The following is a 26993-nucleotide window of genomic DNA, read 5'->3' on the forward strand; positions in this document are numbered from 1 at the left end:
TCCCACGACAACATCATCGACCTTTGCTGCGAAGCCTGGAACAAGCTGGTCGATCAACCGTGGCGCATCATGACTATCGGACGCCGCAAATGGGCGCGTGGGTTGTGATCAATGCAGGTTGGTATTAGCGCTGCATACGAAATTTTGGGCGATGCAGAGAAGCGTGCCAACTACGACAATTTATCTGAGCAAACTGATCAGGCAGACTATTCCGAAAAGCGTAGTCGCTTAAATCCAGTACGATGCGGGGTCTGTAGACAGGTCACCGCTCAACCGCGCTATATCATTTTTTGGCGGGTCATTAGCGTAGTGTTGGCAACAACGCGCACGCCGGTCCAAGGTATTTTTTGCTCTGCTTGTGCGGCAAAGGAATCACTGAAGTCCACAGCAATCACAGGGCTCATAGGTTGGTGGGGATTCCCTTGGGGACCGATTTGGACGGTGTTGGAGGGGCTGAAAAACCTCGTTGGGGGCGTCCAAAATAAAGAGCATGAAGAGGCCTTACTTTGGCACAACGCTTTGGCTTTTGCAGACGCTGGTAAAGTACCCTTGTCATACGCACTTGCCGAACGGCTCCTATCTGCAAAAAGTAGCGAAATCAGGGCTAGAGCAGCCCACTTGACGACTTTTTATCGTTCTCAGGGATTTAAACCGACTGGGACACTAAAAAACAACTGGACCATCAATCCGGCTCAATTTTTGGTTAAACTGCTTTTTCTATCTGTTGTGCCGGTCGCTTTGACTGCTGCCATTATGTACTCGGATCGCTCATCTTCTGAGGCATCCTATGGCGTAGCGACCCCGCCGTCGGTAGCCTATCGCGAACCGACATCAAGCTCTTTGGACGCTCCAGCGATTGACTACAATGCCTTTGAGCCAGCCACCCCCACGTGCGACCACGAGGTCGCAAGTGGCAAAATATTGTCTGGTGCCAAGCGGTTGAGCAAAGAAGGGCATATTTTGCAGATCAGCAACGGTTCAAGCGGAAATGCTATCGTGAAGGTGCGGAAGGCCGATACTGGCAGTTTACTCGCCTCCTTCTTCATAGAGCAAAATGGTGAATCTCAGCTTTCGGGGATACCAGATGGACTTTACAGAATCCAATATGCCATTGGAACGCAACTAGCAGAAAACTGTAAATCATTTACCGAAACATCTACCGTAAATGAGTTCCCAAACCCCGAAGCATTAATAACAACAAGTGAAGAGACGTTTGAAGGCACGCTGGTCAAACGCAAGAGGCTCTCGTACACGTTATATGCCATACCCGGCGGAGACGTGACGCCGACTTCCATAAGTCCTGCAGAATTTGAGGACGGAAATTGACATCACTCCGCCGCCACACTCTCCAGCCCCAGTAACGGTGCCAAATAATGCCCCGTAAATGACCGCGGCTCCTTTGCGACCTTTTCCGGCGTGCCTTCCGCCACGACTTCGCCGCCCTTGACGCCGCCCTCTGGGCCCATGTCGATGATCCAGTCGGCGGTCTTGATGACGTCCAGATTATGTTCGATCACGACGACGCTGTTGCCCTGGTCGACCAGCGCGTGGAGGACTTCGAGCAGTTTGCGGACATCCTCGAAATGCAGGCCGGTGGTGGGTTCGTCGAGGATGTAGAGGGTCTGGCCGGTGGCTCTACGGGCGAGTTCCTTGGCGAGTTTGACGCGCTGGGCTTCGCCGCCCGACAGGGTCGTGGCCTGCTGGCCGACCTTGACATAGCCCAGGCCCACTTCGGCGAGCATGGCCATCTTGTCGCGGATCGGCGGGACGGCCTTGAAGAATTCGACCGCATCCTCGACCGTCATGTCCAGCACGTCGGCGATCGAGTGGCCCTTGAACTTCACCTCCAGCGTTTCGCGATTGTAGCGCGCGCCGTGGCACACGTCGCAGGTGACATAGACGTCGGGGAGGAAGTGCATTTCGATCTTGATGAGGCCATCGCCGGTACAGGCTTCGCAGCGGCCGCCCTTGACGTTGAAGCTGAAGCGGCCGGGCTTGTAGCCGCGTGCCTGGCTTTCGGGCAGCCCTGCGAACCAGTCGCGAATGTTGGTGAAGGCGCCGGTATAGGTAGCCGGGTTGGAGCGGGGGGTGCGGCCGATGGGCGACTGGTCGATGTCGATCACCTTGTCGCAATGTTCCAGGCCCGTCACCTTGTCATGCGCGCCAGCCAGGATGCGCGCGCCGTTCAGCGCGCGGGCGGAGGCGGCGTAGAGCGTGTCGATGGTGAAGCTGGACTTGCCGGAGCCGGAGACGCCGGTGATGCAGGTGAAGGTGCCGAGCGGGATGCTGGCCGTGACGCCGGTGAGGTTGTTGGCGCGGGCATTGTGGACGGTGATCTTCTTGCCATTGCCCTTACGGCGCTTGGCCGGCACGTCGATGCGGCGGGTGCCGTTGAGATAATCGGCGGTGAGGGAGTTTTTGGCTTTGAGGATTTCAGGCAGCGTGCCTTGGGCCACGATCTGCCCGCCATGGATGCCTGCGCCCGGCCCCATGTCGACAATATAGTCGGCGTGGCGGATTGCATCCTCGTCATGCTCGACGACGATGACGCTGTTGCCGAGGTCGCGCAGGCGCTTGAGGGTCACGAGCAGGCGGTCATTGTCGCGCTGGTGCAGGCCGATCGAGGGTTCGTCGAGGACGTAGAGGACGCCGGACAGGCCGCTGCCGATCTGCGACGCGAGGCGGATGCGCTGGGATTCGCCGCCCGACAGCGTGCCTGACGTGCGGTCGAGGTTGAGATAATCGAGGCCGACATTGTTGAGGAAGCCGAGACGCTCGACAATTTCCTTGAGGATCGCGCGGGCGATCTGGTTCTGCTGGTCGTTGAGTTTCTCCGGCATCGCGGTGAAGAAATTGAGCGCGTCCACGACGCTGCGGCGGGTGGAGAGGGAAATGTCCTCGCCCGCAATCTTGACCGCGAGCGCTTCGGGTTTCAGGCGCGCGCCGTGGCAGGTTTCGCAGGGCTGGGCGCGCTGATATTTGCTGAGTTCCTCGCGCATCCAGGCGGATTCGGTCTGGAGCAGGCGGCGGTTGAGGTTGCCGATGACGCCCTCAAACGCCTTCTTCACTTCATAGCTTTTGCGGCCGTCCATGAATTTGAGCGTGACCGGCTTGCCGCCGGTGCCGTGGAGGATGATGAGCTTTACCTCGCCGGGCAGGTCGGCCCAGGGCGTGTCGAGGCTGAACCCGAATTCGCGGGCGAGCGAGCCGAGCACCTGCATATAATAAGGCGAGGGCGGGTTGGATTTGGCCCAGGGGACGACCGCGCCCTTCTTGAGAGAGAGGGCTTCGTTGGGGACGACCAGTTCGGGGTCGAACTCCTGCCGTTCGCCGAGGCCATCGCAGGCGGGGCAGGCACCCATCGGGGCGTTGAAGGAGAAGAGGCGCGGCTCGATCTCCGCAATGGTGAAGCCGCTGACGGGGCAGGCGAATTTTTCGCTGAACACGATGCGGTTGGCGGGGATGCCTGCGCCTTTGAGCTTTTTATCCGTTCGGGCTGAGCTTGTCGAAGCCCCGTTCGGCTCGTCGGAAGATAAGGACGGCCCTTCGACAGGCTCAGGGCGAACGGGGGTGGGGGTGGTGCCCAGTTCTGCAACGGTCGTGTCCGCCAGATCGACGAAGGCCAGGCCGTCCGCGAGTTTCAGCGCCTGCTCGAAACTGTCGGCCAGGCGAGTGCCCATGTCGGGCTCCACGGCCAGGCGGTCGACCACGACTTCAATGTCATGCTTATATTTCTTGTCGAGCGCCGGGGCGTCCTCGATCAGCATCATTTCGCCGTCGATGCGGACGCGGGTGTAGCCCGCCTTCTGCCATTCGGCCAGTTCCTTGCGATATTCGCCCTTGCGCCCGCGCACGACGGGGGCGAGGAGGTAGAAGCGGGTGCCTTGCGGCAGGAGCATCACGCGGTCGACCATCTGGCTGACGGTCTGGGCGCTGATGGGGAGGCCGGTCGCGGGGCTGTAGGGGATGCCGACGCGCGCCCATAGCAGACGCATATAGTCGTAGATTTCGGTGACGGTCGCGACAGTGGAGCGCGGGTTTTTCGAGGTCGTTTTTTGCTCGATACTGATCGCGGGGGACAGGCCTTCGATATGCTCGACATCCGGCTTCTGCATCATCTCCAGAAACTGGCGCGCATAGGCGGACAGGGATTCGACATAGCGCCGCTGCCCTTCGGCATAGATGGTGTCGAAGGCGAGCGAGCTTTTGCCCGATCCCGACAAGCCGGTGATGACGATCAGGCTGTCGCGCGGCAGATCGACATCGACGCCCTTGAGATTATGCTCGCGCGCGCCGCGGACGGATATGTGGGTCAGACTCATGGGGCGTGTTGTTCCAGATTTGTTCTGATCGGGCAAGACCATCTGCCAGTCGCCCTGACAAATGGGGCGAGGGTATGGATTTGAGAAGGGAAAATCCGCTTGGCGGGGTGGAAAGAGGTTTGTCCTGCACCAAAGACATGAGCGCGCGGTCATAGGCTATGTCGGATTTTCCTGGCCATGACGTAGCGTCATCGGCCCAAGTCGAGGGTGCGCTGGCTACCGCTGGATGGCCGCCGCTGGACGCATGATGTCGTTGGTGGACGCAGGTTGACGGTTCGTCGCCCGATCATGCTGCCGGGCGTGTTGCGGGGGCAGATTGTCGAACGGCGGGTTCGCGGCGCCGTATTGGCGCTATGATGGGCGTCATGCAGGATACGGTTACGCGAATGTCGCACCGTCTTTCCCGCAACAGTTTATCGCGATCCCGGTGCCCGACAGCATCCTGGATACGCCCCCGGCCATCCCTTGCGCCGGGGGCGTTTTTGCGTCTGGGCGATAGGGCGTCCCGTCAATGAGAGGGTGCCCCCCCGTCACGCCATCGCCGCGCGACATCCCCGGCAAGGGGAGATTTGTTGTCATTGCGATTCCCGCTTTCCGTTACGGCAGATGTCGTTTGGCGGGGCGTTGATGTCGTTCGTCGCGCTGTTTGTCTGTGCCGCGCTGCGCTTTGTCGATGGCAGCGTCGTTGGCCGATGCGGGGTGCTGCCGGTCGAAGCGGGCGGGCGCGCTGACCGCCATGCGCCTAAACAGGGTGGGCGAACGGGAGGCGGCGCTGCCCCCAAAGACCCTAATGCCGGCCCCGTTCGCACCCGGATCACCGCCAGCCCCTAACCGGCAGTGGCCGGGACACAGCAGATTTTGAGGAGATAAGCCCATGTTCCGTTCCACCCTTTTCGCCGCGCTGGGTTCGCTCGCGCTGATCGCCACTGCTGGTTCGGCCAGCGCCGGAGAATTTGTTTCCAATGGCCGCACGAGCGAAGTGCGCCATGGTGATCTGGACCTGTCCAAGGCGTCTGACCAGCAGCAACTGCGCCAGCGCATCGCCCGCGCCGCCAGCAAGGTGTGCAAATCGGACGACCGCTCCACTGCGCAGGCGTGCAAGGCCATGGCGATCGCACAGGTCGAAGCACCGATCAGCGCCGCTATCGCTCGCGCCGAAACCAGCGAACGCTATGCCGATGCAGGCGCGAAGGGCGTCCAGAACTGATCGCGGGAATAGATGCCCAGACGTGAAGAAGCCCGGTGGATGCCGGGCTTTTTTGCGTGAGGCTTGCGCCATGCCCCTCCGTCAGCGCTTCACGCTGCCGCCTCCCCAAGACATGCTTGGGGAGGATTTTTTAGCGTCCGGTCATGGCGCGGGCGTTGGCGAGGAAGGTGCGGCCGATGCGGATTTCATTGCCGTCGGTGAGCGCGGCGAACCAGACGCCGCTGCCGTCGTGACGCAGGCGGGCGATATGGTCGCGGCGTACGATGTGAGAGCGGTGGAGGCGGACGAATTGCTGCGGGTCGAGCCGTTCCTCCAGGCTGCTGATCGTCTGGTGCAGCAAATAGCTGTGGGTGCCGACATGGAGGCGCATATAGTCGCGCTCGGCCTCGATCCGGTCGATCTGGTCGGTGGCGATGCGGATCAGTTCGGAACGGTGGGGAACCCAGAATTCCTCCGCCCAGTCCGGTTGCGGCTCGGCAGGGGCGGGGGTGGTTTCGGGCGCGCGGTTGCGGAGCGCCGTCTCGACCCGATCGATCGCGCGGGTCAGGCGATCATGTGCGACGGGCTTGAGCATATAATCGATAGCGGCAAGGTCGAAGGCTTCGACCGCGAAACCCTCGAACGCGGTGACGAAGATGACTGCCGGGCGGATACCCATGCGTCCGACCGCGCGGGCGACGCCGATACCGTCGAGCAGGGGCATGGCGATGTCGAGCATGACAAGATCGGGCTTGAGCGCTTCGATGAGGCGCAGCGCGGCTTCGCCATCGCTGGCGGTGCCAACGAGCGCGATGCGCGGTTCGCGCGCGCACAGCATCTGGAGCCGCTCGACCGCGAGCGGTTCATCGTCAACGATCATCGTGCGGATGGACATGGGCGTCAGCAACCCCGGCGGATGATGGGCAGGGTGAGAAGCACGGAAAAGCCCTTCTCCTCACGCGGACCATAGGCGATCTGGCCCTGATCGCCAAAGCGCGCCGTCAGCCGATCACGCACATTCGCCAGGCCTATGCCGCTGCCGCTATCCGACAGGCCGGGTGGGTTGTCGCCATCGTCGGTGACGGCGATGTGCATCAAGCCGCCATCCTCCCGCGCGGTGATACGGATCTCCACCGGGCTGGAGGTGCGGGAGACGCCATATTTGATGGCGTTTTCGACGAGCGGCTGGAGGATGAGGCCGGGGACGCAGGCGCTCATCAGGGCGGGAGGGATGTCGATCACCGTGTTGAGGCGGTCGGGGAAGCGGACCCCTTCAATATCGAGATAGAGTTTCTGGAGATGCACCTCTTCCTCGAGCGGCACGTCGTCCAGCGGATCGCCGGTCAGGCTAGTGCGGTAGAAGTTGGAGAGCGACATGATCATCTGTTCCGCCTCGTCCCGCCGATCCTTCATGACGAGGGAGGAGAGGGAGTTGAGCGTATTGAACAGGAAATGCGGGTTCACCTGATAGCGTAGCGAGCGCAGTTCGGCCTGCTGGGCGGCGCGCTCCAGCCGGGCGGCGCGGCGCTCGGTGCGGTGGGCTTCGCTGGCGTAAGACAAGGCGAGATAGAGACCGGCCCAGGCAGCTAGGAAGAAATAGCGGCTGATCGCGTCTTCCACGATCTGGATCAGGGCGAAAGCTTCCTCGCTGGCATATTTGCCACGGTCGCCGTCGGCAAAGATGTTCACCGGGTCATATACGTTGAACATATAGAAATTGGCCGACGCCATGGCGAGCGCGAAGGGGGCGGCGAGCGAGAAGGCGGCGACGATTCGAACGCTCAAGGGCTTGGCGTCGAACCGGCGCAGCACCAGATAGAGTATCCAGGTGACGACGATGCCGATCACCGTGACGACGGCGCGTCGGATGCCCAGTTCACCCTGCGATTCAAAGCCCATCACGGCGGCGCGCAGGGTCACGAGTATGGCGTAGAAGAGCCAGAAACCCAGGATGGAATAAAGCGCGATCGCGGGCGATACGCCGCGTTCGCCGTCGTCGGGAAGGCTTGTCATCCTGTCCTTTTACGCGCGGCTGCGTGAAAAGTCGCCCCGGTCGCGCGTAGCTGGTCGAACTGGCCCGACAGTTGGTCGAACGAAGCGGGGAACCGCAGTCCTTCGCTACCCGTTGATAAGGGGAATGAGGAGAGAGCGATGAACGAGCAAGATGGCGTCCGTCCCAACAGCCGCGAGGAAGCAGGCGACAATCGCGAATCCGATGCGCAGGACCATGTGCTGAGCGAAGAAGAGAAGCTAGACGAAGGGTTGAAGGATTCGATGGATGCATCCGATCCGCCGGCCAATAGCCATCCCGATGACAAGGGCGATCCGGTGCCGTCATCGGGCTTCAAGCAAGATCAGGATTGATGGTTATTTGCAGGGAATCATGCTAGTTTTGGTTTGCAGGACAGCGAATACGCGCCTGCGCTTTTGAGAGGAGCGACCAACCCATGCCGACATCTGCGACCCCCGCGATCGAACGCATTGCCCGCGTCCTGGCCGGACGCCAGCTGAGCCATAATGGCGGCGGCAGTGACCCCCATGCGGCCGGTGCGGTGGATGCGGCGTGGCCCAATCATGTCGATGACGCCTACGCAATATTGCACACGTTGCGCGAGCCGGATGAGCAGATGGCACAGGCGGGCGACGTGGCGGTGTGGCGCAGCATGATCGGAGCAGTGCTGGAGCGGCGACCGGGCGCGTGACGGTCCGTGGAAGGGTGTGATATTTTCATGTTGCGCCGCACAAAAAAATCTGGTCCCTTGTGAATGGCCGTGGAACAGGTGCTTAAGCCTATAGTAACCATAGTAGGCGCATGTTCTGACGATCGACTTTACGTCGGAGGGCATGACAATGGGTACGAGTGCAAGACCTGCGGACGGGGCCGTTACCCTGGCTGAGTTGCGTGAATTCGCCAGTTTCCCGTCTGCCACACAACGCTATATTCGCCGGTCGCTCGACATCGGCCTGCATCGCCGCGATGCGATGAAGCTATGGTCGCGCGATCTGGTGGAGGAAGCCTCCATTCGCGCGCAGGCACGGATCTATGGCCGGATCGAGGAAATCAAGGCGCGCGTCCCCGATGACAGCGGGCTGGATCAGGTCGAGCCGTTCATGGCCCCGCTGGTGACCATCTCCGCCTTCGATCTGGGGCAGGACCGGCTGGCGAGTTTTTCGGCCTATCGTTTTCTCTATGAGCGGCTGCTGGGTGCGGGCGCGCGGCCATGGTTGCCGGGCGCCTTCTGCGCGGCGGCGAGCCTGCCGCATCTGCATCCCGAAAAACGCCGCGTGCTGCTCCAGTCGATCAGCGAAGCAGCGGCGACAGCGGTGGGCTGGTCCAACCGCGAGCCGACCTTCTACCCCGAATGGGTGGAGAAGGTGGATCTGAGCAAGGCTAACTGAGGCCGGGCAGGGCGCCGCTTCCGGGGGGAGGCGGCGCTTGCTGCAATGGGTGGGTCCGGACGCCCGCCCACTCCACCGGCTTCGCTGCTCCCCCTCCCCTTGCAGGGGAGGAATTTTAAGCGCTGATCCAGACTTCGACCGGAGTTTTGTCCTGACGCAGGGCGAGGCGGATCGGGAGCTGTTCTACCGGGCCGTCCTCCAAGGCCTGCGCATAGACCGCCTTTTTCGCGTCTCCGCTGATTTGCAGAAACACATGGCGCGCGGCGACGATTGCGCTGGCGGTCAGTGACATGCGCTGGTGTGGCGCGGCAGGGGGCGTGACGGCGATGGTGCGGGCGGTGCTGGTGAGGCCGTCGGCGAGTTCCGCAGCTGCGGGGAAGAGCGAGGCCGTGTGACCGTCCTCTCCCATGCCCAATAGCACCATGTCGAGTGGCCAGGGGATGGCGGCGAAAGCGGTTTCGACGGCTGGCTGACCCGCATAAGCGTCGGGCGCGTCATTCTTCATCGGCACGAAATGCGCGGCGGCGGGTGGACCGGTCAGCAGGGTTTCGCGCAGCAGCCGTTCGTTGCTGTCGGGCGCATCCGGGGCTACCCAGCGTTCATCGACCAGAGTGACGACCACCTTGCTCCAATCGAGCGGGGTGCGGGCCAGCGCCTCCAGCACGGGCCTGGGCGAACGACCGCCGGACAGGGCTATGCTGGAGGTGCCGCGCGTCGCGATCGCTTCGGCCAGCAGCGTGGCGATGCGGGTGGCGAGCTGCGCGGCGGCCTCGCCGCCGTCAGTAAAATGATGTTCGGTAGGCATAAGATTATTCCACAGGTTCGGGCAGGGTGCAGATGTCGATCCACGTTGCGCCGGTCAGATCAGCCAATAGCACGGGGCTGATTTCGACCGAGCTGGTGCGTGACCCGGCGGCAGGAAAGACGGTGGCGAAGGCCTGGAGCGAGATGTCGCAATAGACGGGCAGGGGCGCGGCGAGGCCGAAGGGGCAGACGCCGCCGACCGGGTGGCCGGTGATCGCCTCAACCTCGTCTGCGCCCAGCATCCGGGGCTTGGTGCCTAGCGCAGCTTTCGCCTTTGCATTGTGCAGGCGGGCGTCGCCGCGGGTGCAGACCAGCGCTACCGTTTCGCCGACGCGCAGCGAGAGCGTCTTGGCGATGCGGGCGGGCTCGACGCCCAGCGCTTGCGCAGCCTCGATCACGGTGGCGGTGCTGACGCCCTGATCGATGATGGCAATGTCGGGCGCGTTCGTGGCAAACCAGGCGCGGACAGAGGCTTCGCTCATGCGCGTTCGCTTAACGTCCGCTCCCACGCCAGCGCATGGCGAACGATAAGATCCAGGTCGGCGTAGCGCGGCTCCCACGGGAAGGTTGCGAGGATGGCGCGGTTGTCGGAGATCAGCGCGTCCGGGTCGCCCGCGCGGCGCGGCCCCATGGTGCGGTCGATCGTCATGTTGGTGACGCGATCGACCGCGTCCAGCACTTCGAGGACCGAAAAGCCCTTGCCATAGCCGCAGTTGAGCAGGTGGCTGCGCTTCGGATCGGCGATCAAAGCTTCGAGGGCGAGGACATGGGCGGCGGCAAGGTCTGTCACATGGATATAGTCGCGCACGCCGGTGCCATCAGGGGTGTCGAAGTCGGTGCCGAATACGGAAACGCCAGCGCGCTTGCCCAACGCCGCTTCCACCGCGACTTTGATAAGATGGGTCGCGCCGGCGGTCGACTGGCCGCTGCGGCCCTGCGGGTCGGCACCCGCGACGTTGAAATAGCGGAGCGCACAGAAGTTCATCGGGTGGGCCGCTGCGACGTCACGCAGCATATATTCGGTCATCAGCTTCGACATGCCGTATGGATTGATCGGCCGCTGCGGCGTTGTTTCCTTGACCGGGCTTTCTTCGGGGATGCCGTAGGTGGCGGCAGTCGATGAGAAGATGAAATGCTTGACGCCGCCGCGGACTGCGCTCTCGATCAGATCGCGGGTCTTGGCGCTGTTATTGTGATAATATTTGAGCGGGTTTTCGACTGATTCCGGTACCACGACCGAGCCTGCAAAGTGCATGATCGCAGTGATGTTGTGATCGCGCAGGGTAGCTTCGACCAGCGGCTGATCGGCTATGTCGCCGCGCACCAGCGGCACGCCATCGGGTACGGCCCAGTCGAAGCCGGTGACGAGATTGTCGATGACGACGACGCCATAGCCAGCATCCTTGAGCGCCAATACCGCGTGGCTACCGATATAGCCTGCGCCGCCTGTGACCAAGATCGTCGGTTTGTCGCTCATATGCTCACCTCATAAACTGTCGCGTTCCCGCGTGCGCGGGAACGCGATATATGGGAGGGAGACCTAAACGAGGGACGTTACGAATTACAGTCTTTTCATGCTGCGGCGCGGGAGGGGGCGGGGCGATAGAAGGTGCCGCCGGTCGCCGCCATGGCGCGCAGTTGCTCGGTGGCGGCGAAGCGGTCGCCATGAGTGGCCCGCAAACGGTCCAGCACAGCGACGACATGGGCGATGCCGACCGTGTCCATGTGAGCAAATGGCCCGCCGGTATAGGGCGCAAAGCCCCAGCCGAAGATCGCGCCGATGTCGCCATCTTCCGGGGTTTCCAGCACGCCTTCTTCATAGCAGCGCGCGCATTCGACCAGCTGGCGATAGAGGAGGCGTTCCTTGACCGCCTCGACATCGGGCTGGTCGTCGGCGCGGGGGAAAAGGTCGGCGATGCCGGGCCAGAGCGCCTTTTTGCCGTTTTCGGGGTAGTCATACCAGCCCTTGGCATTTTTGCGGCCAAGGCGATCGCGTTCGACCATTTGGGTCATGACGTCGTCAGAGCGTTGCGCGACATATGCGTCGCCCAGTTCCTTCTTCGCCGCCGTCATGACCTTATAGCCCAGTTCGATCGACACTTCGTCGCTGACAGCCAGGGGGCCGACGGGCATTCCAAGTTGCTTGCCGGCATTTTCGATGAGAGCGGGGTTGATCCCTTCTGCGACCAGTTCTGCGCCCTCCTGCACATAGGTGCCAAAGCAGCGCGAGGTATAGAAGCCGCGCGAGTCATTGACGACGATGGGCGTTTTCTTGATCTGCGCGACGAAGTCGAGCGCCTTGGCAATGGCGGCGGGGCCGGTCTGTTTGCCGAGGATGATTTCGACCAGCGGCATTTTTTCGACCGGTGAGAAGAAATGGACGCCGATGAAATTTTCAGGTTTGGACCATGCGCCTGCCAGCTTGGTGATGGGCAGGGTGGAGGTGTTGGAGCCGAAGATGACGTCCGGGCCGAGGACCGCCTCCACCTGCTTGGTCACTTCGGCCTTGATTGCGACATCCTCGAACACCGCTTCGATCACAAAGTCTGCGCCTGCAAGGTCCGCATAGCTGGCGGTGGGGGTGACGCGGGCGAGAGTGGCGGCCAGCTTTTCAGGCGTCATGCCCTTGCCCAGCCGCTTGGACAGGACGGATTCGACATGAGCCTTGCCCTTTTGCGCATAAGCGATGTCGCGGTCGAACAGGATGACGTTCATCCCCGCCTGCGCCGCGACGGTGGCGATGCCCGCGCCCATCATGCCCGCGCCGAGCATGGCGAGCTTCATCGTGGGCGCTTTGGGTTGATCCTTGGGACGGCGCGCGCCGCGTTCGGCGGCCTGCTTGTTGACGAACAGGCTGCGGATCATGTTGGCGGCCTGCGGATCGGCCGCGACCTTGGCGAAATATTTGCTTTCGATGCGGATCGCGCGGTCGAAGGGGAGTTGTGCGCCTTCATAGACGGCCGAGAGCAGCGCGACAGGCGCGTTCATGTTGCGCTGGGTCTGCTTGAGCGTCATCGGCAACGCGCCGACCATGGTTTGCACGAAAGCGGGATTGAACTGGCCGACGCCGCCGGGGAATTTGAAGCCCTTGACGTCCCAGGGCTGGGTGGCGGCGGTGGGATTGGCCTTGACCCATTCGCGGGCCGCGTCGACCGCAGTGCCCTGCGGCACGACCTGATCGACGGCCTTGAGCATCGCGGCTTCGGCGGGGCGGAACAGCTTGCCCTGGAGCATGTACATGAGCGCGGCCTGCACGCCTATGATGCGCGGCAGGCGCTGCGACCCGCCGCCGCCGGGGAAGAGGCCGATGAGGATTTCGGGCAGGCCCAGTTGGGTCTTGGGGCTGTCGCCGACGATGCGGCGGTGGCAGGCGAGTGCGAGTTCAAAGCCGCCGCCGACGCAGGTGCCTTCGATCGCGCAGGCAATGGGCTTGCCGCAGGTTTCGAGGCGGCGGAACAGCTGGTTGAGGACGAACACTTGGTCGAAGATCGTGGCGGGTTGCGGGCGGCTGCCATCGCTGGTGACCAGCATCGAGCCGAAATATTTAAGGTCCATCCCGGCCATGAAGCCACTGTCCTTGCCCGACGCGATGACCGCGCCCTTGATGGCTTCGTCCGATGCGATGCGGGTGATGGCGGCGTCGAGATCGGCGATGAAATCGGGACCGATGACGTTCATCGACTGGTCGGGTACGTCGATCATCAGGGTGGCGATGCCGTCGGCGTCGGTGGTGATTGTGATGGTTTGCATGATGCTCTCTCCGATCCTCAAGGAGGGATGTCCGCGCTTTCTTTGCGTCCAGACTGGCCCACACCTTGACCCCCTCCCGCCTGCGGGAGGGGGGAATGATTCCTTCAAATACGTTCGATGATGATGCCGGTGCCCATGCCTGCGCCCACGCACAGGTTGATGAGCGCGGTGCCCTTGCCCGATCGTTCCAGTTCGTCGAGCGCGGTGCCCAGCACCATCGCGCCGGTCGCGCCCAAGGGATGGCCCATCGCGATCGCGCCGCCATTGACGTTGATCTGGCTGTGATCCAGCTTCATCGCCTGCATGTAGCGCAGCACGACGCTGGCAAAGGCTTCGTTAAGTTCCCAAAGGTCAATGTCGGCGGTGGTCATGCCAGCACGCTTGAGCAGCTTGCCCGCGACAAATTCCGGGCCGGTCAGCATGATGAGCGGTTCGGAACCGATCGAGGCCATGGCGCAGATGCGGGCGCGGGGTTTCAGGCCATATTTGTCGCCAATATCCTTGCCACCGACCAGCACTGCGGCGGCTCCGTCGACGATGCCGCTGCTATTGCCGGCATGGTGGATATGGTTGACGCGCTCCAGTTCCGGGTAGCGCAGCAGGGCGACGGTGTCGAAGCCTGGCATCTCTTCGCCAAGAGCGGTGAAGCTGGGCTTCAGCGCGCCCAATGACTGCATCGTCGCTTCGGGGCGCATATGTTCGTCATGGTCTAGAACGACCTGACCGATCACGTCGCGGACCGGGACGATGGACTTTGCAAAGCGACCTTCGTCCCATGCCATCTTGGCGCGCTTCTGGCTTTCGACGGCATAAGCGTCTGCATCGTCGCGGCTAATACCGAATTTGGTGGCGATGACGTCCGCGCCGATGCCCTGCGGCGCGAAATAGGTCTTGTAGGCGACGGCGGGGTCCATCGCGATCGCTCCGCCGTCCGACGCCATCGGCACGCGGCTCATCGATTCGACGCCGCCGCCAATGGCGAACAAAGCCTCACCCGACATGACCTTGGCCGCTGCGATGTTGACCGCTTCCAGGCCAGAGGCGCAGAAGCGATTGACCTGCACGCCCGGCGTGGTCTGCGCATAATCGGCATTGAGGACGGCGGTGCGGGCAATGTCCGCACCCTGTTCGCCGACCGGGGTGACACAGCCCAAGATCACGTCATCAACATCGGCGGTGTCGATTGCCGAGCGATCGCGGATCGCCTCCAGCACTTGCGTTGCCAGTTGGATGGGGGTGATTTCGTGCAGCGACCCGTCGGCCTTGCCCCGGCCACGCGGCGTCCTGACGGCGTCGTAAATATAGGCTTCCATAAGATTTTCCCTCTCCGTGGGTCACCCTTGCCGGGGGCATCGGATACGCGCATGAATGTATTTACGTTTACGTAAAGTGCAAGCGGGAAATGCGGTTTGTGCGTACTGCCGCCATGACGTAGGGGCAGGGCGGACGAGTCGCGGGTTTGACGCTTGGGCGATATTCCGCTTCATGGGGGCGTGCCCGATGTCGATTCCCCCAAAGCCCCGTCGCCACTCTCCATCCCCGTCTTTCGCGCGATCTGGACGGCCAGTCTCGCGTCAAATTTCGGTGGACTGATCCAGTCGGTCGGCGCGGCGTGGATGATGACGTCGCTGTCAGCCTCTCCGCTGTTGATCGCGCTGGTCCCGGCGGCGACGACGCTGCCGATCATGCTGCTGTCTTTATGGGCGGGGGCGGTCGCGGACAATCTGGACCGGCGCAAGGTGATGATCGTTTGCCAGTTGGCGATGCTGATCGTGTCGGCGGTGCTGGCGATCACGACCTGGGCGGGGCTGATCACGCCTTGGTTGCTGCTGGCGTTCACATTTGCCTTGGGTTGCGCCACGGCGATCAACGGTCCGGCGTGGCAGGCGTCCGTCGGCGACATGGTGCCGCGCGCGATATTGCCGAGCGCGGTGGCGATGAACAGCATGGGCTTCAACCTGGCGCGCAGCGTCGGCCCGGCGCTGGGCGGGGTCATCGTCGCGACGGCGGGCGCGGCGGCCGCGTTCCTGACCAATGCGCTGAGCTATATCGCGCTGCTGACCGTGCTGTTCCGCTGGAAGCCGGACCTGCCGCCTAAGCTGTTGCCGCGCGAACGGTTGGGCGTCGCGATGCGGGCGGGGGTGCGCTATGTCGCGATGTCGCCCAAGATACAGCTGGTGCTGCTGCGCGCAAGCGTGTTCGGCATTGGCGCGAGCGCGGTGTCGGCGCTGATGCCGCTGGTGGCGCGCGACATATTGGGCGGCGGGGCGCTGACATTCGGCGTGACCAGCGGCGCATTCGGCGCAGGTGCTGTGATTGGGGCGTTGTCCACGCGCTACCTGCGGGCGCGCTTTTCGATCGAGACGATCGTGCGCAATGCGGCGTTGATACTGGCGCTGGGGACGGCGATTACCGGGGCGAGCGGCTGGCTGGCTCTGGCCTTAGTTGGCTATTTGCTGGCCGGGTTCGGCTGGGTCACGGCGCTGTCGACCTTCAACGTGTCGGTGCAGATGTCCGCGCCGCGCTGGGTGGTGGCGCGCGCGGTGTCGCTCTATCAGATGACGGCGTTCGGCGGCATGGCGATCGGTGCCTGGCTGTTCGGCTGGCTGGCGGAACATCATGGCGTGGTCGAGGCGCTCTATGCGTCGGCAGCAGCGCAGTTTGTCGCGGCGATGATCGGCTTGGTTCGTCCGTTGCCGCAGATTGGCGATGATAATCTGGACCTGCAAAATAGCTGGCGTGAACCGGACACGGCGGTGATGGTAGAGCCGCGCAGCGGACCGGTGGTGGTGACGATCGAATATCGCATCCCGGCCGGGTCGATCGTGCCATTTCTGGCAGCGATGAGTGAGCGGCGGCGGATCAGGCGGCGTGACGGCGCGCATGGCTGGTCGTTGATGCGCGACCTTGGCGATCCTGAACTCTGGCTGGAGCGCTATCATGTATCGACATGGCTGGATTATGTGCGGCACAACCAAAGGCGCACCGTGGCCGATATTGCCAATAGCGATGCGATCTGGGCGCTGCATACCGGGCCAGTCCCGCCGGTGGTTCACCGGATGCTGGAGCGGCAAACCGGATCGCTGCCAATCAGTCGCGCGCCAGATCCGCGCGAAATGGGCGATGCGATGACCGATCCGACGCGGTCGAGTTAATCATCGGACGTGGCTGGCCGCCAGCCGGGCAGGTCCTCCGGCGTATCGATGTCATGCAGGACTTTGCCGGTGGTCTCGATCTGAATTCCATGGCTGAGCAGCGCGCGCGCACCCTGATCGCCTTTTAAGGCCAGCAGTTCGGGGAAATGCTTGCGGCCGATGAAGGCGGGGGGGGATGAGGAGAAGCCGTCGGTGCTGGCGACGACCGAGCGTATATCTTCGGCAGCCAGGCAGATGCGGTTATAATGGGTCTGCGGCACGTCTGGCATATCAGCCAGGCAGATGAGAATGCCGCGTATCCGGTTCACCGGCATGACATGTTCGACAGCGCGCACGATGCTGCCCGAAATCCCCTCTTCAGGGCGGTCGTTGACGATGATGGTGTAGCCGCGCCGGTCGAGCTTGCGATGGAGGACCGGGGCGACCTCTATCGGTCGAACGACGGCGATCAGTTCGGCAAACGCCATCGATGCTACGGTTTCGAGCGTATGGGCAGCCAGCGGTTTGCCGCGAAGCTCGGCCATCAGCTTGTCCTCCTCGCCAAAGCGCGACGAGGTGCCGGCCGCCAGCAGGACGGCGGCGATGCGTTCAGTACGCATTTGGAGAGAGGATGAAAGACATATTGTACATTGGCGACCCTGATTTTTGTCCGATTTGCCACCAGTGCGATGTTGTGTCCACCGCCGTGAAAGGGTCTGGTCATCGGCGGGGCTAATCGCCATATGCGGGGCCGATACGATAAGGAGTGGCCCTGTTCATGGCATATGACCCCGATGCGGAGATGGTTGGCGAAGGCAAGGAGCCGGTTCCGGCGGACGTTTCGGAAGCGATCCGCACGCTGATCCGCTGGTCGGGCGATGTGCCAGAGCGCGAAGGGCTGGTCGAAACGCCCGAACGGGTGGCGCGGGCCTGGCGCGAATATTGCCGCGGATATGGCGACGATCCTGCCTACCACCTCTCGCGCATCTTCCATGAAGTGGGCGGCTATGACGATGTCGTGCTGCTGAAGGACATACCGTTCCAGTCGCATTGCGAACATCATATGGCGCCGATCGTGGGGAAGGCGCATATCGCGTATTTGCCGGGTGATTATGTTGTGGGCATTTCCAAGCTGGCGCGGGTGCTGCACGCCTTTGCCAATCGCCTGCAAGTGCAGGAACGGCTGACGTCGGAAGTCGCAAACTGCATCTGGGAGCATCTCAAGCCCCAGGGCGTAGCCGTGGTGATCGAGGCGACGCATGGCTGCATGACCGGGCGCGGGGTGCGCACCCCCAATGTGATCATGAAAACCAGCCGTATGCTGGGCGTATTCCGCGACGATGAAAAGTCGCGCGAGGAAGTGCTGAAACTTATCGCTTCATGAGCGAGGAGGACGTCCCCTATCGCCCATTGGGCAGCGCGCGTGTGGCGGCGGAGACTGGTGCCTTGCCGATCGCGGGCAAGCGACTGGCGCTGGTGACGGGCGGTCACAGGCGGCTGGGCGGGATTATTGCCGGGGCGCTGGCCAAGGCGGGCCATTCGCTGGCGATCCATGGCAGTCATGACACGCGGCTCGATTCGCATCTGGCGCTGACGCTGGAGGAGCAGGGGACGCAGTGGGAAGGGTTCGTGGTCGATTTCGCCGACCCGGAAAATGCTGAGGAACTGATCGCGCAGGTCGCGGCGCGCTTTGGCCGTCCGCCCGACATTCTCGTCAACAGCGCCGCGATGTTCGGGCAGGACCGGCTGGACAGCGTGACCGCGGATGATCTGATGCGCCATTATGCGGTCAATTGCGCTGCGCCCACCATGCTGACCAAGGCTTTTGCGACCGTGCCAGCGGGCGTGGGCGACCGGTGCATCATCAACATATTGGACCAGCGAATCGACCATCCCCATGGCGACCAACTGGCCTATACATTGTCCAAGCTGGCGTTGTCGGGGCTGACGCGGACTAGCGCGAGCAGCCTGGCGCCGCAGGTGCGGGTCAATGCGGTCGCGCCGGGGCTGACGATCGCAACGCCCGATTATGACCCGGACCAGATGGCGCGGCTCGAACAGATGATGCCGCTCGCGCGCCTGCCGCAGGCCGAGCAGATTGCGGAGGCAGTGCTATATCTGGTCAATGCCAGCGCGGTGACCGGGCAGACACTCTATGTCGACGGCGGCGCGCATATGCGCAGCTACGACCGGGACTTCATGCATCTGTGCCGATAGGTGCGGCGCAAATGCGGGGCAGCGGGGACTGGCGGATGGCGCGCGTCGGCCATAGAGCAGACCCAAAGGCATAAGGGAGATGGCGATGACCTATGAAACGATTTTGGTGGAACAGCGCGACGCGGTGACGCTGATCACGCTCAACCGGCCGCAGGCACTGAACGCGCTGAATGGCCAGGTGCTGAACGACCTGAGCGCGGCCTTTGCCGCCTATGACGCCGACCCGACCCAGCATTGCGCTGTCCTGACCGGCAGCGAAAAGGCGTTTGCGGCGGGCGCCGACATCAAGGAGATGGTCGACAAGGACGGGGCCGATTTCTTCTTGCAGGATTTCTTTTCCGGGTGGCAGACCCATGTGGTCGCGACACGGAAGCCTTGGATCGCGGCGGTGGCCGGTTTCGCGCTGGGCGGTGGGTGCGAACTGGCGATGATGGCGGACTTCATCATCGCGGCGGATACGGCGAAATTCGGTCAGCCGGAAATCAAGCTGGGCGTCGCGCCGGGCATGGGCGGATCGCAGCGCCTGACCCGCGCCGTGGGCAAGGCCAAGGCGATGGATATGTGCCTGACCGGGCGGATGATGGGTGCGGAGGAAGCCGAGCGCTCCGGGCTGGTCAGCCGGATCGTACCGGCCGCCGATCTGCTGGACGATGCGCTCAAAACGGCTGCTGCAACTGCCGCGATGCCGCCCATGGCCGCGATGATCAACAAGGAAATGGTCAACATCGCGTTCGAGACTGGCCTGGCCCAAGGGCTGCTGACCGAACGGCGCATGTTCCAGATACTGACCGCCACCGAGGACAAGAAGGAAGGCATGACTGCCTTTGTCGAGAAGCGGCCGGGCGTCTGGAAAGGGCGCTGAGCGACGGCAAATAGCCTCATGCACATCGTGTTCCCGTCTATGCGGGAACACACAGTTTCCCATCTATTTTCCCGTTACAGGCTGAGAAATTCTTACCTGTCCATGGCGGGCTTTTCTGGCACCTTCGTTTCATAAGGAAACTGAACAACAGATATGGAGAGGCGTAGCGCCGCGCGCTGCCCTGAACGGCTCATAATATGCAGGGAGCCTCGCCATGTCCGTTCTATTCTCCGCCCGCCTCTCCACCCGTGCATTGCTGCTCGCTTGCGCAGTCGGTACGCTGGTGCCGACCGCCTATGCGCAACAGCCGGCCGCTGATGACGAAACGAACATCACAGTCACGGGCCGCCGCATTTCGCAATCGTCCGAAGCGATTGGCGAGGATAAGGTCAGCAATGTCGTGGCGGTGACGCGGGAAGCGTTGTTGTCCGCGCCTGCAGGCGTTTCGGGCCTGAAAATGCTGGAGCAATTGCCCGGCTTCAACGTGCAGACCGATGGCGCTCTGGGCCTCTACGAATTTGGCAATAGCGTGCAGACCCGCGCCTTCAACCTCGACCAGATCGGCTTCGTGGTTGATGGCATCCCGACAGGGCGCAGCGACGCCTTTGGCGGCAGCCCTGTATTCCGTTATGTCGACAATGAAAATCTGGGCGTTGTGGAAGCGGCGATCGGCGCGGGTGACGTCAGCCTGCCGAGCTATTCGACGCTGGGGCCGGTAATCCAGTATAACAGCATCGCGCCGCAGGACGAGATGGGGCTGTTCGTGTCGCAAAGCTTTGGCGACCAGGATCTGCGCCGCACCTTCATCCGCGCGAGCACCGGGCAGGTCGGGCCCTTCCGCGCCTATGTCAGCCGGACCAAGCTGGACACGGAATTGTGGCGCGGCCCCGGCACGGTCGATCGCGAACATTGGGAAGGGCAGATCCACGCCGACCTGGGCGGCGACAGCTGGGCGCGGTTCAAATTCGTGTCGAACGACTTTTTCGATTATGACTCGCCGACGATCAGCCGTGCTCAATATAATTGTGTATCGAGGAACGCGCTGGGCCAGTGCGGCCGGGATTTCGCCCTGATCGAAAATGTGCCCAATACCATACCGGGCTTTGCCCCGCTGGCGAGCGCGCCGAACGTCTATTATTCCAGCGGCGCCTATACCGCAGTCTATAATCTGGCGATCAACGTGCGGAAGGACAAGCTGTATGGCGCGACCTTCCATGCCGGGATTGCCGAGGGCGTATGGGCCGAATCCACCCTCTATTGGGAGGATAAGGATGGCTATGGCGTGTCGCCAGACGGCTATGGCAATTCGCTCGGCATCTACACGCCGCAGGCACAGGCGGGGCTTGCCGTTGTGGCACCAAAGGGCGTCCAATATGGATTTTCCGGCGTCGGTGGCGACCGTTATGGCATTACCAGCAAACTGCACTGGGAAATGGGCAACAACATGGTCGAAGCGGGGGTTTGGGCCGAGGTCGACAAATATCACCGGACCCAGAAGCGCTTCAACACGGTCGACGGGGCACCCGACAGCGCGCCCAATCTGGCAGAGACGGTCTATCTGCGCCGCGACTATCGGTCCAAGCGCGACACGTTGCAGGTTTTTCTGAAAGACACGCTGAAGCTGGCCGACGACCGTCTGGTTCTGGACCTTGGCTTCAAAGGCCTGCTGCTTGATTACTCCCATCGCGGCTATCGCGATTTCGCCGACTATTATCGGTCGGTCGGTGGCCAGGGCGTGCCGGGTTATGGCCCGCAATATAATACGGCCAATTACAAGGACATGTTCCTGCCGATGGCAGGCCTGCTCTACAAATTTGACGAGCGGACGCAGGTCTTTGCCTCCTATGCCGAAAATATGGCGCTGCCCAAGGGGATGGACGATATCTATTCGGTCATCCGCCCCGGCGGCGCGCTGGTGCCGCAGCCTGCGCCCGAACGGTCGAAGAATATGGAATTGGGCATCCGCACCAATCAGGGGCAGCTTTATGCGTCGCTGGCGGCATTCTACACCAAGTTCGACAATCGCATCCAGTCGATCACCAGCCTGGTGCCGGGTGGCGGCTTGTCGACCGAAACCTTCTTCCAGAATGTCGGTCGGGTGCGGTCCTATGGCGTGGAATTTGCCGGCACCTACAAGCCGTCCTTCCTGAACGGGCTGGCCTATAGCAACCTGAACGTCACCTATAACAACGCCAAGTTCAAGGATGACGTCCCGGCGGCGACGCCCATTCTGATCGCGGACAAATATATTCCCGACAGCGCGAAATGGATCGTCAGCGGCGGCGTGACGGTGGAACCGGCCAGTTGGCTGGTCGCCAATATTTCGGGCAAATATACGTCCAAGCGCTGGTCGACCTTCACCAACACGCCCGGTTCCAGCGTCCCGGCCTTCACTGTGTTCAGCGCCTATGTGGATATTGGTGACGGCATCAGCTTTGGTCCGGTCAAGGGGATCAAGGTCCGTGCCAATGTCGACAATCTGTTCGACAAGGATACGCTGTCCTACATTTCGCCGGTCGTGACGGGTGACGGCTTCTTCCGGCCGCTCAGCCCACGTACCTTCCAGCTGACCATTTCGGGCGAAATCTGATGCGGATGGGGTTGATGTTGGGGGCAGCGCTGGTCGCGCTGCTCTCCGGCCCGGTTTCGGCGCAGGCGGTGCCCAAGAAGGTGGTGCAACTGCATCAGAAATTGCTGACGCTCGACAGTCATCTGGACACGCCTGCCTCGCTCGATCTGCCGGGCTGGTCGATCGACGAGGAGCATGGGGTCCATCTGGATTATACCCAGGTGGACCTGCCCCGGATGAAGAAGGGCGGGCTGGATGGCGGTTTCTGGGCGATCTATACGAGCCAAGGGCCGCTGACTGTCGACGGCTTTCGCAAAGCGCGCGATTTTGCGTTCCTGCGCGGGGTGTCGATCCGCGAGATGGTGGCGGCGGACCCGGCCAATTTCGCGCTGGCACTGGAAGCGAAGGACGCGGCACCGATCGCGGCGGCGGGCAAGCGGGTCGTCTATATGTCGATCGAAAATGCCTATCCGCTGGGCGAGGATGTGTCGCTGCTCCAGACTTTCTATGACATGGGCGTGCGGGTGGTGGGCTTGGCCCATTTTGCGCATAACCAGTTTGCCGACAGTTCGACCGACCCGTCGAAGAAGCCGCGTTTTGGCGGGCTTAGCCCACTGGGCAAGCAACTGCTGAGCGAGATGAACCGGCTGGGCGTGGTGCCCGATGCGTCGCATAGCAGTGACCAGGTGCTGGACGATCTGCTGGCGCTGTCCACCACCCCGGTGCTGCTGACCCATTCGGGGTGCAAGGCTGTCTATGACCATCCGCGCAATATTGACGACGCCCATCTGAAGGCGCTGGCGGCCAAGGGTGGAGTCATTCAGATGAACGCTTTTGGCACCTATCTTAAGGCGTCGAAGCCCAACCTGGAGCGCCAGAAGGCGATGGGCGCTTTGTTTGCGTCGATGCGCGAGGGGGCGAAGATGTCAGCCGAGACGCGAGCGCAATTGCTGGCGAAGCGGCAGGAGATCGACCGGCTCTATCCTGACACCGACCGGGCGACCTTTGACGATTTCATGGCGCATATGCTCCACGCGCTGAAGGTTGTGGGGCCGGACCATGTCGGGATCGGCGCGGACTGGGATGGTGGTGGCGGCGTGGTCGGCATGGAGGATGTGCTGGACCTGCCCAAGATCACCGATGCGTTGTTGAAGGCTGGCTATAGCGAGGCGGATGTCGCGAAAATCTGGTCGGGCAATGTGCTGCGCGTGCTGGCGGCGGCGGAGGCGGGCAAGGGGAAGTAGTTTTCCAAGCCCCGTTCGCCTCGAGCGAAGTCGAGAAGCGCCTAGCGCGGTGCCAGTGTTTCTCGACTTCGCTCGAAACGAGCGGGGTTGGGGGTGTGGGTTATTTCCCCTCCAGCATCTCGATCATCAGCGAGAAATCGCGGCCTGCTTCGCCCTGGTTGGCGAGCAACTGGTAGAGCGCTTCTGCCGCATTGCCCATTGGCACCGACGCGCCGACAAGGGCGGCGGCTTCGGTGGCCAGCTTCAAATCCTTGAGCATCAGGCCGACGGCGAAGCCGCCCTGATAGCCATTGTCGGAAGGGCTTTGCGGGCCGACGCCGGGGACGGGGCAGTAGCTGGTCATCGACCAGCTCTGGCCGGACGAGACGCTGGAGATGTCGTAGAAGGTCTGGGGATCGAGGTCCAGCTTCCTGGCCATGGCGAAGGTTTCGCAGGTGGCGACCATGGTCGCGCCCAGCAGCATATTGTTGCAGATTTTGGCGGCCTGACCATTGCCCGCGCCGCCGGCATGGATCACCGCCTTGCCCATGGCGGACAGGATGGGTTTTGCCTTCTCGAACGCGGCATCGGTGCCGCCGACCATGAAGGTCAGCGTGCCGCCATTGGCCGCGGCGATGCCGCCGGAGACGGGGGCATCGACCATGTCGAAGCCGCGATCCGTGGCGGCTTCGATCACGCGTCGGGCAGTGGCGACGTCGATGGTGGAGCAGTCGAGAAACAAGGCACCGGGATTGGCCGCGCCATAGACTTCGCCAGCATAGACGCTTTCGACATGCTTGCCCGCGGGCAGCATGGTGACGACGGCGTCGGCCCCGGTGGCCGCGTCAGCGGCGCTGCTGGCGCGGATCGCGCCATGGGATTCCGCCTTGGCCAGAGCGTCCTCCGACAGGTCGAAGGCGCGGACGGCATAGCCGTTCTTGAGTAGATTGGCGGCCATGCCGCCGCCCATATTGCCAAGGCCGATGAAGGCGATCGTCTGGGTCATGATGGCATTTCTCCTGCTTAACTTCGCATATTTCCCGGCAAATCGAACATATTCTTGCGCGGCCCTGATCCTATCGGAAAGCGGGCGGCATCTGGCAGGCGGCGTGCGTCGGAAGCATAACAGGCACCTGCCATGTAGGACAGATTAGGTGGCAACGGCGGGCAGCGGGGTCCATTGCTGGTCGGCGGGCAGGGGCGTGAAGATGGCGTCGATCATCGCGTCGCTCACTTGCTCCAGCGTCGCCGGGTTCCATTGCGGCTTGTTATCCTTGTCGAAGATCAGGGCGCGCACGCCCTCGACAAAATCGGGGCGGCGGATGATGGCGCAGGCCAGGCCATATTCCATCGCCATGTTGGACGCGAAATCGGGCTGGGCCGCGCCCTCGATCAACTGGCGCAGCGCGACCTTGATCGTCTGGGGCGATTTGGTGGCGAGGGTGCCGCGTTGCTTCGCGGCCCATTCGCCACCGTCGGCGTCGAGCGCGGCGACAATCTCCTCCGCCTTGTTCGAGGCGAAGAGGCGGTCGATGTCGGGGCGGGCGGCCTCCAGCTTTGAGGGCGGCGGGGTTTGCGTGGCTGCGTCGAGGATCGCGCCAAGGCTGGCGGGGTCGGCCAGGATGCGCGCCTTGACGTCCTCCAGCGTATCGGACGGCATATAGTGGGTGGCGATGCCGATGGCGGCGCAATCCGCCCCGTCGATCCGCGCGCCGGTGGCGGCGAGCCATGCGCCGACCCGGCCGGGCAGGCGGGGGAGATACCAGCCGCCGCCGACATCGGGAAAAAGGCCGATGCCGGTTTCGGGCATGGCAAAGGTCGTCCGCTCGGTCGCGACGCGGTAGAGGGCGGGGAGGGAAATGCCCACGCCCCCGCCCATGACGATGCCGTCGATGAAGGCGACGATCGGCTTGTCATAGACGAACAGCAGATGGTTCATCCGATATTCGAGATGGAAGAAGCGCTCCGCCTCGACGCAGTCCGTCTTGGCGCTGTTGGCGATGAGGGCGATGTCCCCGCCTGCGCAGAAGCCGCGGCCTTCGGTGTGGTCGATCATGACGGCGGTTACGCCATCGTTCGTCCGCCATGCCAGCAATGCGCTGTTGATCGCGTCGCACATGTCGGGCGTCAGCGCGTGGATCGCCTTGGGCCGGTTCAGGCGGATGCGGCCGATGCTGTTTTCAATGAAGGTCAGGACTTGGTCGGTCATGTCTCTCTCCTGCCTCTCCCCGGCGGGGAGAGGATACGAAGCCTTGGCGCGGCACGCGCCTAGGCGAAGTTTGAGAGGGGGTGCGCCGCGCTGGCCCTGTCCCCCTCTCCCAGCTACGGCTAGGCAGCACGCCGCCAAGCCTTCGCAACCCTCTCCCCCAACGAGGAGAGGGGGGTTAATCCCGCAACATATCCCGCGCGATGATCATGCGCATGACCTGGTTGGTGCCTTCCAGGATGGAATGGACGCGCAGGTCGCGCCAGAAGCGTTCGATGGGATAGTCCATCAGATAGCCATAGCCGCCATGAAGTTGCAGGGCGCGGTCCACGACGGACGATCCGGTGTCGGTGGCGAAGCGCTTGGCCATGGCGGCAAAGCGGGTCTTGTCCGGGGCGTTATCGCTTACCTTGACGGCGGCGGCGTAGAGCAGGGTGCGGGCGGCCTCCAGCTCGGTCTGCATGTCGGCCAGGGTGAATTGGGTGTTCTGGAAGTCGGCAATGGATTGGCCGAACTGCTTGCGATCCTTGGTATATTGGACCGCTTCGTCGATGCAGCGTTGTGCGCCGCCCAGCGAACAGGCGCCGATATTGAGGCGGCCACCGTCGAGGCCGGCCATGGCGATGGCGAAGCCCTGTCCTTCGCTGCCCACAAGGTTGGCGACGGGGACGCGGACGCCATCGAAATTGACCTGCGCCGTGGGCTGGCTGTGCCAGCCGAGCTTGCGTTCCTGCGCGCCGAAGCTGACGCCGGGCATATCCTTGTCGATGACGAGGCAGCTAATGCCCTTCGGCCCGTCCTGCCCGGTGCGGACCATGGCGACATAGACTTCATTCTCGCCGCCACCGGAGATGAATTGCTTGGAGCCGGTGACGACATAATGGTCGCCGTCGCGCACCGCCTTGGTCTTGAGGCTGGCGGCGTCGGAGCCTGCGCCCGCCTCGGTCAGGCAATAGCTGGCGATGCGAGTCATGGGGATGAGGTCGGGGAGATAGGCGTCCTTGACCGCTTGCCCGCCGAACGTGTCGATCATCCAGGCTGCCATATTGTGGATCGAGATGAAGGCGCTGGTCGAGGGGCAGCCATAGGCCATGGCTTCCATGATCAGCGCGGACTCGAGGCGACCAAGGCCGATGCCGCCGGAGCTTTCAGAGACATAGATGCCGCCAAAGCCCAGTTCCGCCGCCGCGCGGATCGTATCGCGGGGGAAGATATGCTTTTCGTCCCACTCCGCCGCATGAGGCGTGATCGCGTCGGCGGTGAAGCGGCGGGCCAGATCCTGGATTTCGCGCTGGTCGTCGGTCAGGTCGAACTGGGTCAT

General features: G+C 62.8%; 25 protein-coding genes. 13 read left to right on the plus strand and 12 right to left on the minus strand.

Features of this window, described 5'->3' with window-relative positions; genetic code table 11:
• Positions 1–111 precede the first annotated feature (111 nt).
• A complete protein-coding gene (locus KRZ98_RS05755) occupies positions 112–1326 on the plus strand; it encodes a J domain-containing protein (protein WP_217672717.1) in 1215 nt (404 codons plus the stop codon).
• Positions 1327–1328: 2 nt separating this feature from the next.
• Here KRZ98_RS05755 and uvrA read toward each other — a convergent pair whose 3' ends face one another.
• Positions 1329–4322, minus strand: coding sequence for an excinuclease ABC subunit UvrA (gene uvrA / locus KRZ98_RS05760; RefSeq protein ID WP_217672718.1), 2994 nt, complete (start codon positions 4320–4322; stop codon positions 1329–1331).
• Between the two features lie 207 nt (positions 4323–4529).
• Here uvrA and KRZ98_RS05765 point away from each other — a divergent pair, with 207 nt between their 5' ends.
• From KRZ98_RS05765 to KRZ98_RS05775, 3 genes are all read left to right on the plus strand, one after another.
• Positions 4530–4679, plus strand: a complete 150-nt coding sequence (locus tag KRZ98_RS05765) for a hypothetical protein (protein WP_217672719.1) — start codon at positions 4530–4532, stop codon at positions 4677–4679.
• 267 nt (positions 4680–4946) lie between these two features.
• Positions 4947–5153 (plus strand): hypothetical protein, encoded by a 207-nt coding sequence (locus tag KRZ98_RS05770; protein WP_217672720.1) that lies wholly within the window; start codon positions 4947–4949, stop codon positions 5151–5153.
• A gap of 43 nt (positions 5154–5196) precedes the next feature.
• Positions 5197–5529, plus strand: a complete 333-nt coding sequence (locus tag KRZ98_RS05775) for a UrcA family protein (RefSeq protein ID WP_217672721.1) — start codon at positions 5197–5199, stop codon at positions 5527–5529.
• 130 nt (positions 5530–5659) lie between these two features.
• Here the strand turns inward: KRZ98_RS05775 and KRZ98_RS05780 are convergent, their stop codons facing one another.
• Both KRZ98_RS05780 and KRZ98_RS05785 read right to left on the minus strand, forming a co-directional pair.
• Positions 5660–6403 (minus strand): LytTR family DNA-binding domain-containing protein, encoded by a 744-nt coding sequence (locus tag KRZ98_RS05780; protein WP_217672722.1) that lies wholly within the window; start codon positions 6401–6403, stop codon positions 5660–5662.
• A gap of 5 nt (positions 6404–6408) precedes the next feature.
• Complete coding sequence (locus KRZ98_RS05785; RefSeq protein WP_217672723.1) at positions 6409–7521, minus strand: sensor histidine kinase; 1113 nt, start codon at positions 7519–7521, stop codon at positions 6409–6411.
• Positions 7522–7659: 138 nt separating this feature from the next.
• Here KRZ98_RS05785 and KRZ98_RS05790 point away from each other — a divergent pair, with 138 nt between their 5' ends.
• From KRZ98_RS05790 to KRZ98_RS05800, 3 genes are all read left to right on the plus strand, one after another.
• Positions 7660–7872, plus strand: coding sequence for a hypothetical protein (locus tag KRZ98_RS05790; RefSeq protein WP_217672724.1), 213 nt, complete (start codon positions 7660–7662; stop codon positions 7870–7872).
• 83 nt (positions 7873–7955) lie between these two features.
• Positions 7956–8210 (plus strand): hypothetical protein, encoded by a 255-nt coding sequence (locus tag KRZ98_RS05795; RefSeq protein WP_217672725.1) that lies wholly within the window; start codon positions 7956–7958, stop codon positions 8208–8210.
• Positions 8211–8358: 148 nt separating this feature from the next.
• Positions 8359–8907, plus strand: coding sequence for a hypothetical protein (locus KRZ98_RS05800; RefSeq protein WP_217672843.1), 549 nt, complete (start codon positions 8359–8361; stop codon positions 8905–8907).
• 115 nt (positions 8908–9022) lie between these two features.
• Here KRZ98_RS05800 and pgl read toward each other — a convergent pair whose 3' ends face one another.
• From pgl to KRZ98_RS05825, 5 genes are all read right to left on the minus strand, one after another.
• On the minus strand, positions 9023–9712 hold the full coding sequence (pgl, locus tag KRZ98_RS05805) for a 6-phosphogluconolactonase (RefSeq protein ID WP_217672726.1): 690 nt from the start codon (positions 9710–9712) through the stop codon (positions 9023–9025).
• 4 nt (positions 9713–9716) lie between these two features.
• Positions 9717–10193 carry a YbaK/EbsC family protein gene (locus tag KRZ98_RS05810; protein ID WP_217672727.1) on the minus strand — a complete coding sequence of 159 codons (477 nt, stop codon included), beginning with the start codon at positions 10191–10193 and terminating at the stop codon, positions 9717–9719.
• Positions 10190–11188: a UDP-glucose 4-epimerase GalE gene (gene galE / locus KRZ98_RS05815; RefSeq protein WP_217672728.1), complete on the minus strand. Its 999-nt coding sequence runs from the start codon at positions 11186–11188 to the stop codon at positions 10190–10192. The genes KRZ98_RS05810 and galE overlap by 4 nt, the downstream gene beginning before the upstream one ends.
• Before the next feature lie 95 nt (positions 11189–11283).
• Positions 11284–13461 carry a 3-hydroxyacyl-CoA dehydrogenase NAD-binding domain-containing protein gene (locus KRZ98_RS05820; RefSeq protein ID WP_217672729.1) on the minus strand — a complete coding sequence of 726 codons (2178 nt, stop codon included), beginning with the start codon at positions 13459–13461 and terminating at the stop codon, positions 11284–11286.
• Positions 13462–13565: 104 nt separating this feature from the next.
• Positions 13566–14774: an acetyl-CoA C-acetyltransferase gene (locus KRZ98_RS05825; protein ID WP_217672730.1), complete on the minus strand. Its 1209-nt coding sequence runs from the start codon at positions 14772–14774 to the stop codon at positions 13566–13568.
• A 180-nt stretch (positions 14775–14954) separates the two neighbouring features.
• Between KRZ98_RS05825 and KRZ98_RS05830 the strand changes: the two genes are divergently transcribed.
• Positions 14955–16616 carry an MFS transporter gene (locus KRZ98_RS05830; RefSeq protein WP_217672731.1) on the plus strand — a complete coding sequence of 554 codons (1662 nt, stop codon included), beginning with the start codon at positions 14955–14957 and terminating at the stop codon, positions 16614–16616.
• Here the strand turns inward: KRZ98_RS05830 and KRZ98_RS05835 are convergent.
• Positions 16613–17215 (minus strand): nucleotidyltransferase family protein, encoded by a 603-nt coding sequence (locus KRZ98_RS05835; RefSeq protein WP_217672732.1) that lies wholly within the window; start codon positions 17213–17215, stop codon positions 16613–16615. The genes KRZ98_RS05830 and KRZ98_RS05835 overlap by 4 nt on opposite strands.
• A 158-nt stretch (positions 17216–17373) precedes the next feature.
• Here KRZ98_RS05835 and folE point away from each other — a divergent pair, with 158 nt between their 5' ends.
• The 5 genes from folE to KRZ98_RS05860 all read left to right on the plus strand — a co-directional run bounded on the left by folE (position 17374) and on the right by KRZ98_RS05860 (position 23487).
• On the plus strand, positions 17374–17979 hold the full coding sequence (folE, locus tag KRZ98_RS05840) for a GTP cyclohydrolase I FolE (protein ID WP_217672733.1): 606 nt from the start codon (positions 17374–17376) through the stop codon (positions 17977–17979).
• Positions 17976–18812 (plus strand): SDR family oxidoreductase, encoded by an 837-nt coding sequence (locus tag KRZ98_RS05845; RefSeq protein ID WP_217672734.1) that lies wholly within the window; start codon positions 17976–17978, stop codon positions 18810–18812. Before folE ends, KRZ98_RS05845 begins: the two co-directional genes overlap by 4 nt.
• An 85-nt stretch (positions 18813–18897) precedes the next feature.
• On the plus strand, positions 18898–19674 hold the full coding sequence (locus tag KRZ98_RS05850) for an enoyl-CoA hydratase-related protein (RefSeq protein ID WP_217672735.1): 777 nt from the start codon (positions 18898–18900) through the stop codon (positions 19672–19674).
• Between the two features lie 214 nt (positions 19675–19888).
• Positions 19889–22264: a TonB-dependent receptor gene (locus KRZ98_RS05855; protein ID WP_217672736.1), complete on the plus strand. Its 2376-nt coding sequence runs from the start codon at positions 19889–19891 to the stop codon at positions 22262–22264.
• Positions 22264–23487, plus strand: a complete 1224-nt coding sequence (locus KRZ98_RS05860) for a dipeptidase (protein WP_217672737.1) — start codon at positions 22264–22266, stop codon at positions 23485–23487. The genes KRZ98_RS05855 and KRZ98_RS05860 overlap by 1 nt, the downstream gene beginning before the upstream one ends.
• A 100-nt stretch (positions 23488–23587) precedes the next feature.
• On the opposite strand, the gene mmsB is transcribed toward KRZ98_RS05860, so the two are convergent.
• The 3 genes from mmsB to KRZ98_RS05875 form a co-directional block, all read right to left on the minus strand.
• Positions 23588–24595, minus strand: a complete 1008-nt coding sequence (gene mmsB / locus KRZ98_RS05865; protein WP_254798139.1) for a 3-hydroxyisobutyrate dehydrogenase — start codon at positions 24593–24595, stop codon at positions 23588–23590.
• Between the two features lie 21 nt (positions 24596–24616).
• A complete protein-coding gene (locus KRZ98_RS05870) occupies positions 24617–25675 on the minus strand; it encodes an enoyl-CoA hydratase/isomerase family protein (protein WP_217672738.1) in 1059 nt (352 codons plus the stop codon).
• Between the two features lie 175 nt (positions 25676–25850).
• Positions 25851–26993 (minus strand): acyl-CoA dehydrogenase family protein, encoded by a 1143-nt coding sequence (locus tag KRZ98_RS05875; RefSeq protein WP_217672845.1) that lies wholly within the window; start codon positions 26991–26993, stop codon positions 25851–25853.

This window comes from Sphingobium sp. AS12, assembly GCF_019097845.1.
GTDB lineage: Bacteria > Pseudomonadota > Alphaproteobacteria > Sphingomonadales > Sphingomonadaceae > Sphingobium.

Excerpts from the sequence above, each read along its gene's own strand:
- KRZ98_RS05825 (WP_217672730.1), bottom strand. The coding sequence starts at position 14,774 with ATGGAAGCCTATATTTACGACGCCGTCAGGACGCCGCGTGGCCGGGGC.
- KRZ98_RS05785 (WP_217672723.1), bottom strand. The coding sequence starts at position 7,521 with ATGACAAGCCTTCCCGACGACGGCGAACGCGGCGTATCGCCCGCGATC.
- KRZ98_RS05810 (WP_217672727.1), bottom strand. The coding sequence starts at position 10,193 with ATGAGCGAAGCCTCTGTCCGCGCCTGGTTTGCCACGAACGCGCCCGAC.
- KRZ98_RS05800 (WP_217672843.1), top strand. The coding sequence starts at position 8,359 with ATGGGTACGAGTGCAAGACCTGCGGACGGGGCCGTTACCCTGGCTGAG.
- KRZ98_RS05875 (WP_217672845.1), bottom strand. The coding sequence starts at position 26,993 with ATGACCCAGTTCGACCTGACCGACGACCAGCGCGAAATCCAGGATCTG.
- KRZ98_RS05855 (WP_217672736.1), top strand. The coding sequence starts at position 19,889 with ATGTCCGTTCTATTCTCCGCCCGCCTCTCCACCCGTGCATTGCTGCTC.
- KRZ98_RS05845 (WP_217672734.1), top strand. The coding sequence starts at position 17,976 with ATGAGCGAGGAGGACGTCCCCTATCGCCCATTGGGCAGCGCGCGTGTG.
- uvrA (WP_217672718.1), bottom strand. The coding sequence starts at position 4,322 with ATGAGTCTGACCCACATATCCGTCCGCGGCGCGCGCGAGCATAATCTC.
- KRZ98_RS05790 (WP_217672724.1), top strand. The coding sequence starts at position 7,660 with ATGAACGAGCAAGATGGCGTCCGTCCCAACAGCCGCGAGGAAGCAGGC.
- KRZ98_RS05850 (WP_217672735.1), top strand. The coding sequence starts at position 18,898 with ATGACCTATGAAACGATTTTGGTGGAACAGCGCGACGCGGTGACGCTG.
- folE (WP_217672733.1), top strand. The coding sequence starts at position 17,374 with ATGGCATATGACCCCGATGCGGAGATGGTTGGCGAAGGCAAGGAGCCG.
- pgl (WP_217672726.1), bottom strand. The coding sequence starts at position 9,712 with ATGCCTACCGAACATCATTTTACTGACGGCGGCGAGGCCGCCGCGCAG.
- KRZ98_RS05835 (WP_217672732.1), bottom strand. The coding sequence starts at position 17,215 with ATGCGTACTGAACGCATCGCCGCCGTCCTGCTGGCGGCCGGCACCTCG.
- KRZ98_RS05795 (WP_217672725.1), top strand. The coding sequence starts at position 7,956 with ATGCCGACATCTGCGACCCCCGCGATCGAACGCATTGCCCGCGTCCTG.
- KRZ98_RS05775 (WP_217672721.1), top strand. The coding sequence starts at position 5,197 with ATGTTCCGTTCCACCCTTTTCGCCGCGCTGGGTTCGCTCGCGCTGATC.
- KRZ98_RS05780 (WP_217672722.1), bottom strand. The coding sequence starts at position 6,403 with ATGTCCATCCGCACGATGATCGTTGACGATGAACCGCTCGCGGTCGAG.
- KRZ98_RS05755 (WP_217672717.1), top strand. The coding sequence starts at position 112 with ATGCAGGTTGGTATTAGCGCTGCATACGAAATTTTGGGCGATGCAGAG.
- KRZ98_RS05870 (WP_217672738.1), bottom strand. The coding sequence starts at position 25,675 with ATGACCGACCAAGTCCTGACCTTCATTGAAAACAGCATCGGCCGCATC.
- KRZ98_RS05860 (WP_217672737.1), top strand. The coding sequence starts at position 22,264 with ATGCGGATGGGGTTGATGTTGGGGGCAGCGCTGGTCGCGCTGCTCTCC.
- KRZ98_RS05820 (WP_217672729.1), bottom strand. The coding sequence starts at position 13,461 with ATGCAAACCATCACAATCACCACCGACGCCGACGGCATCGCCACCCTG.
- galE (WP_217672728.1), bottom strand. The coding sequence starts at position 11,188 with ATGAGCGACAAACCGACGATCTTGGTCACAGGCGGCGCAGGCTATATC.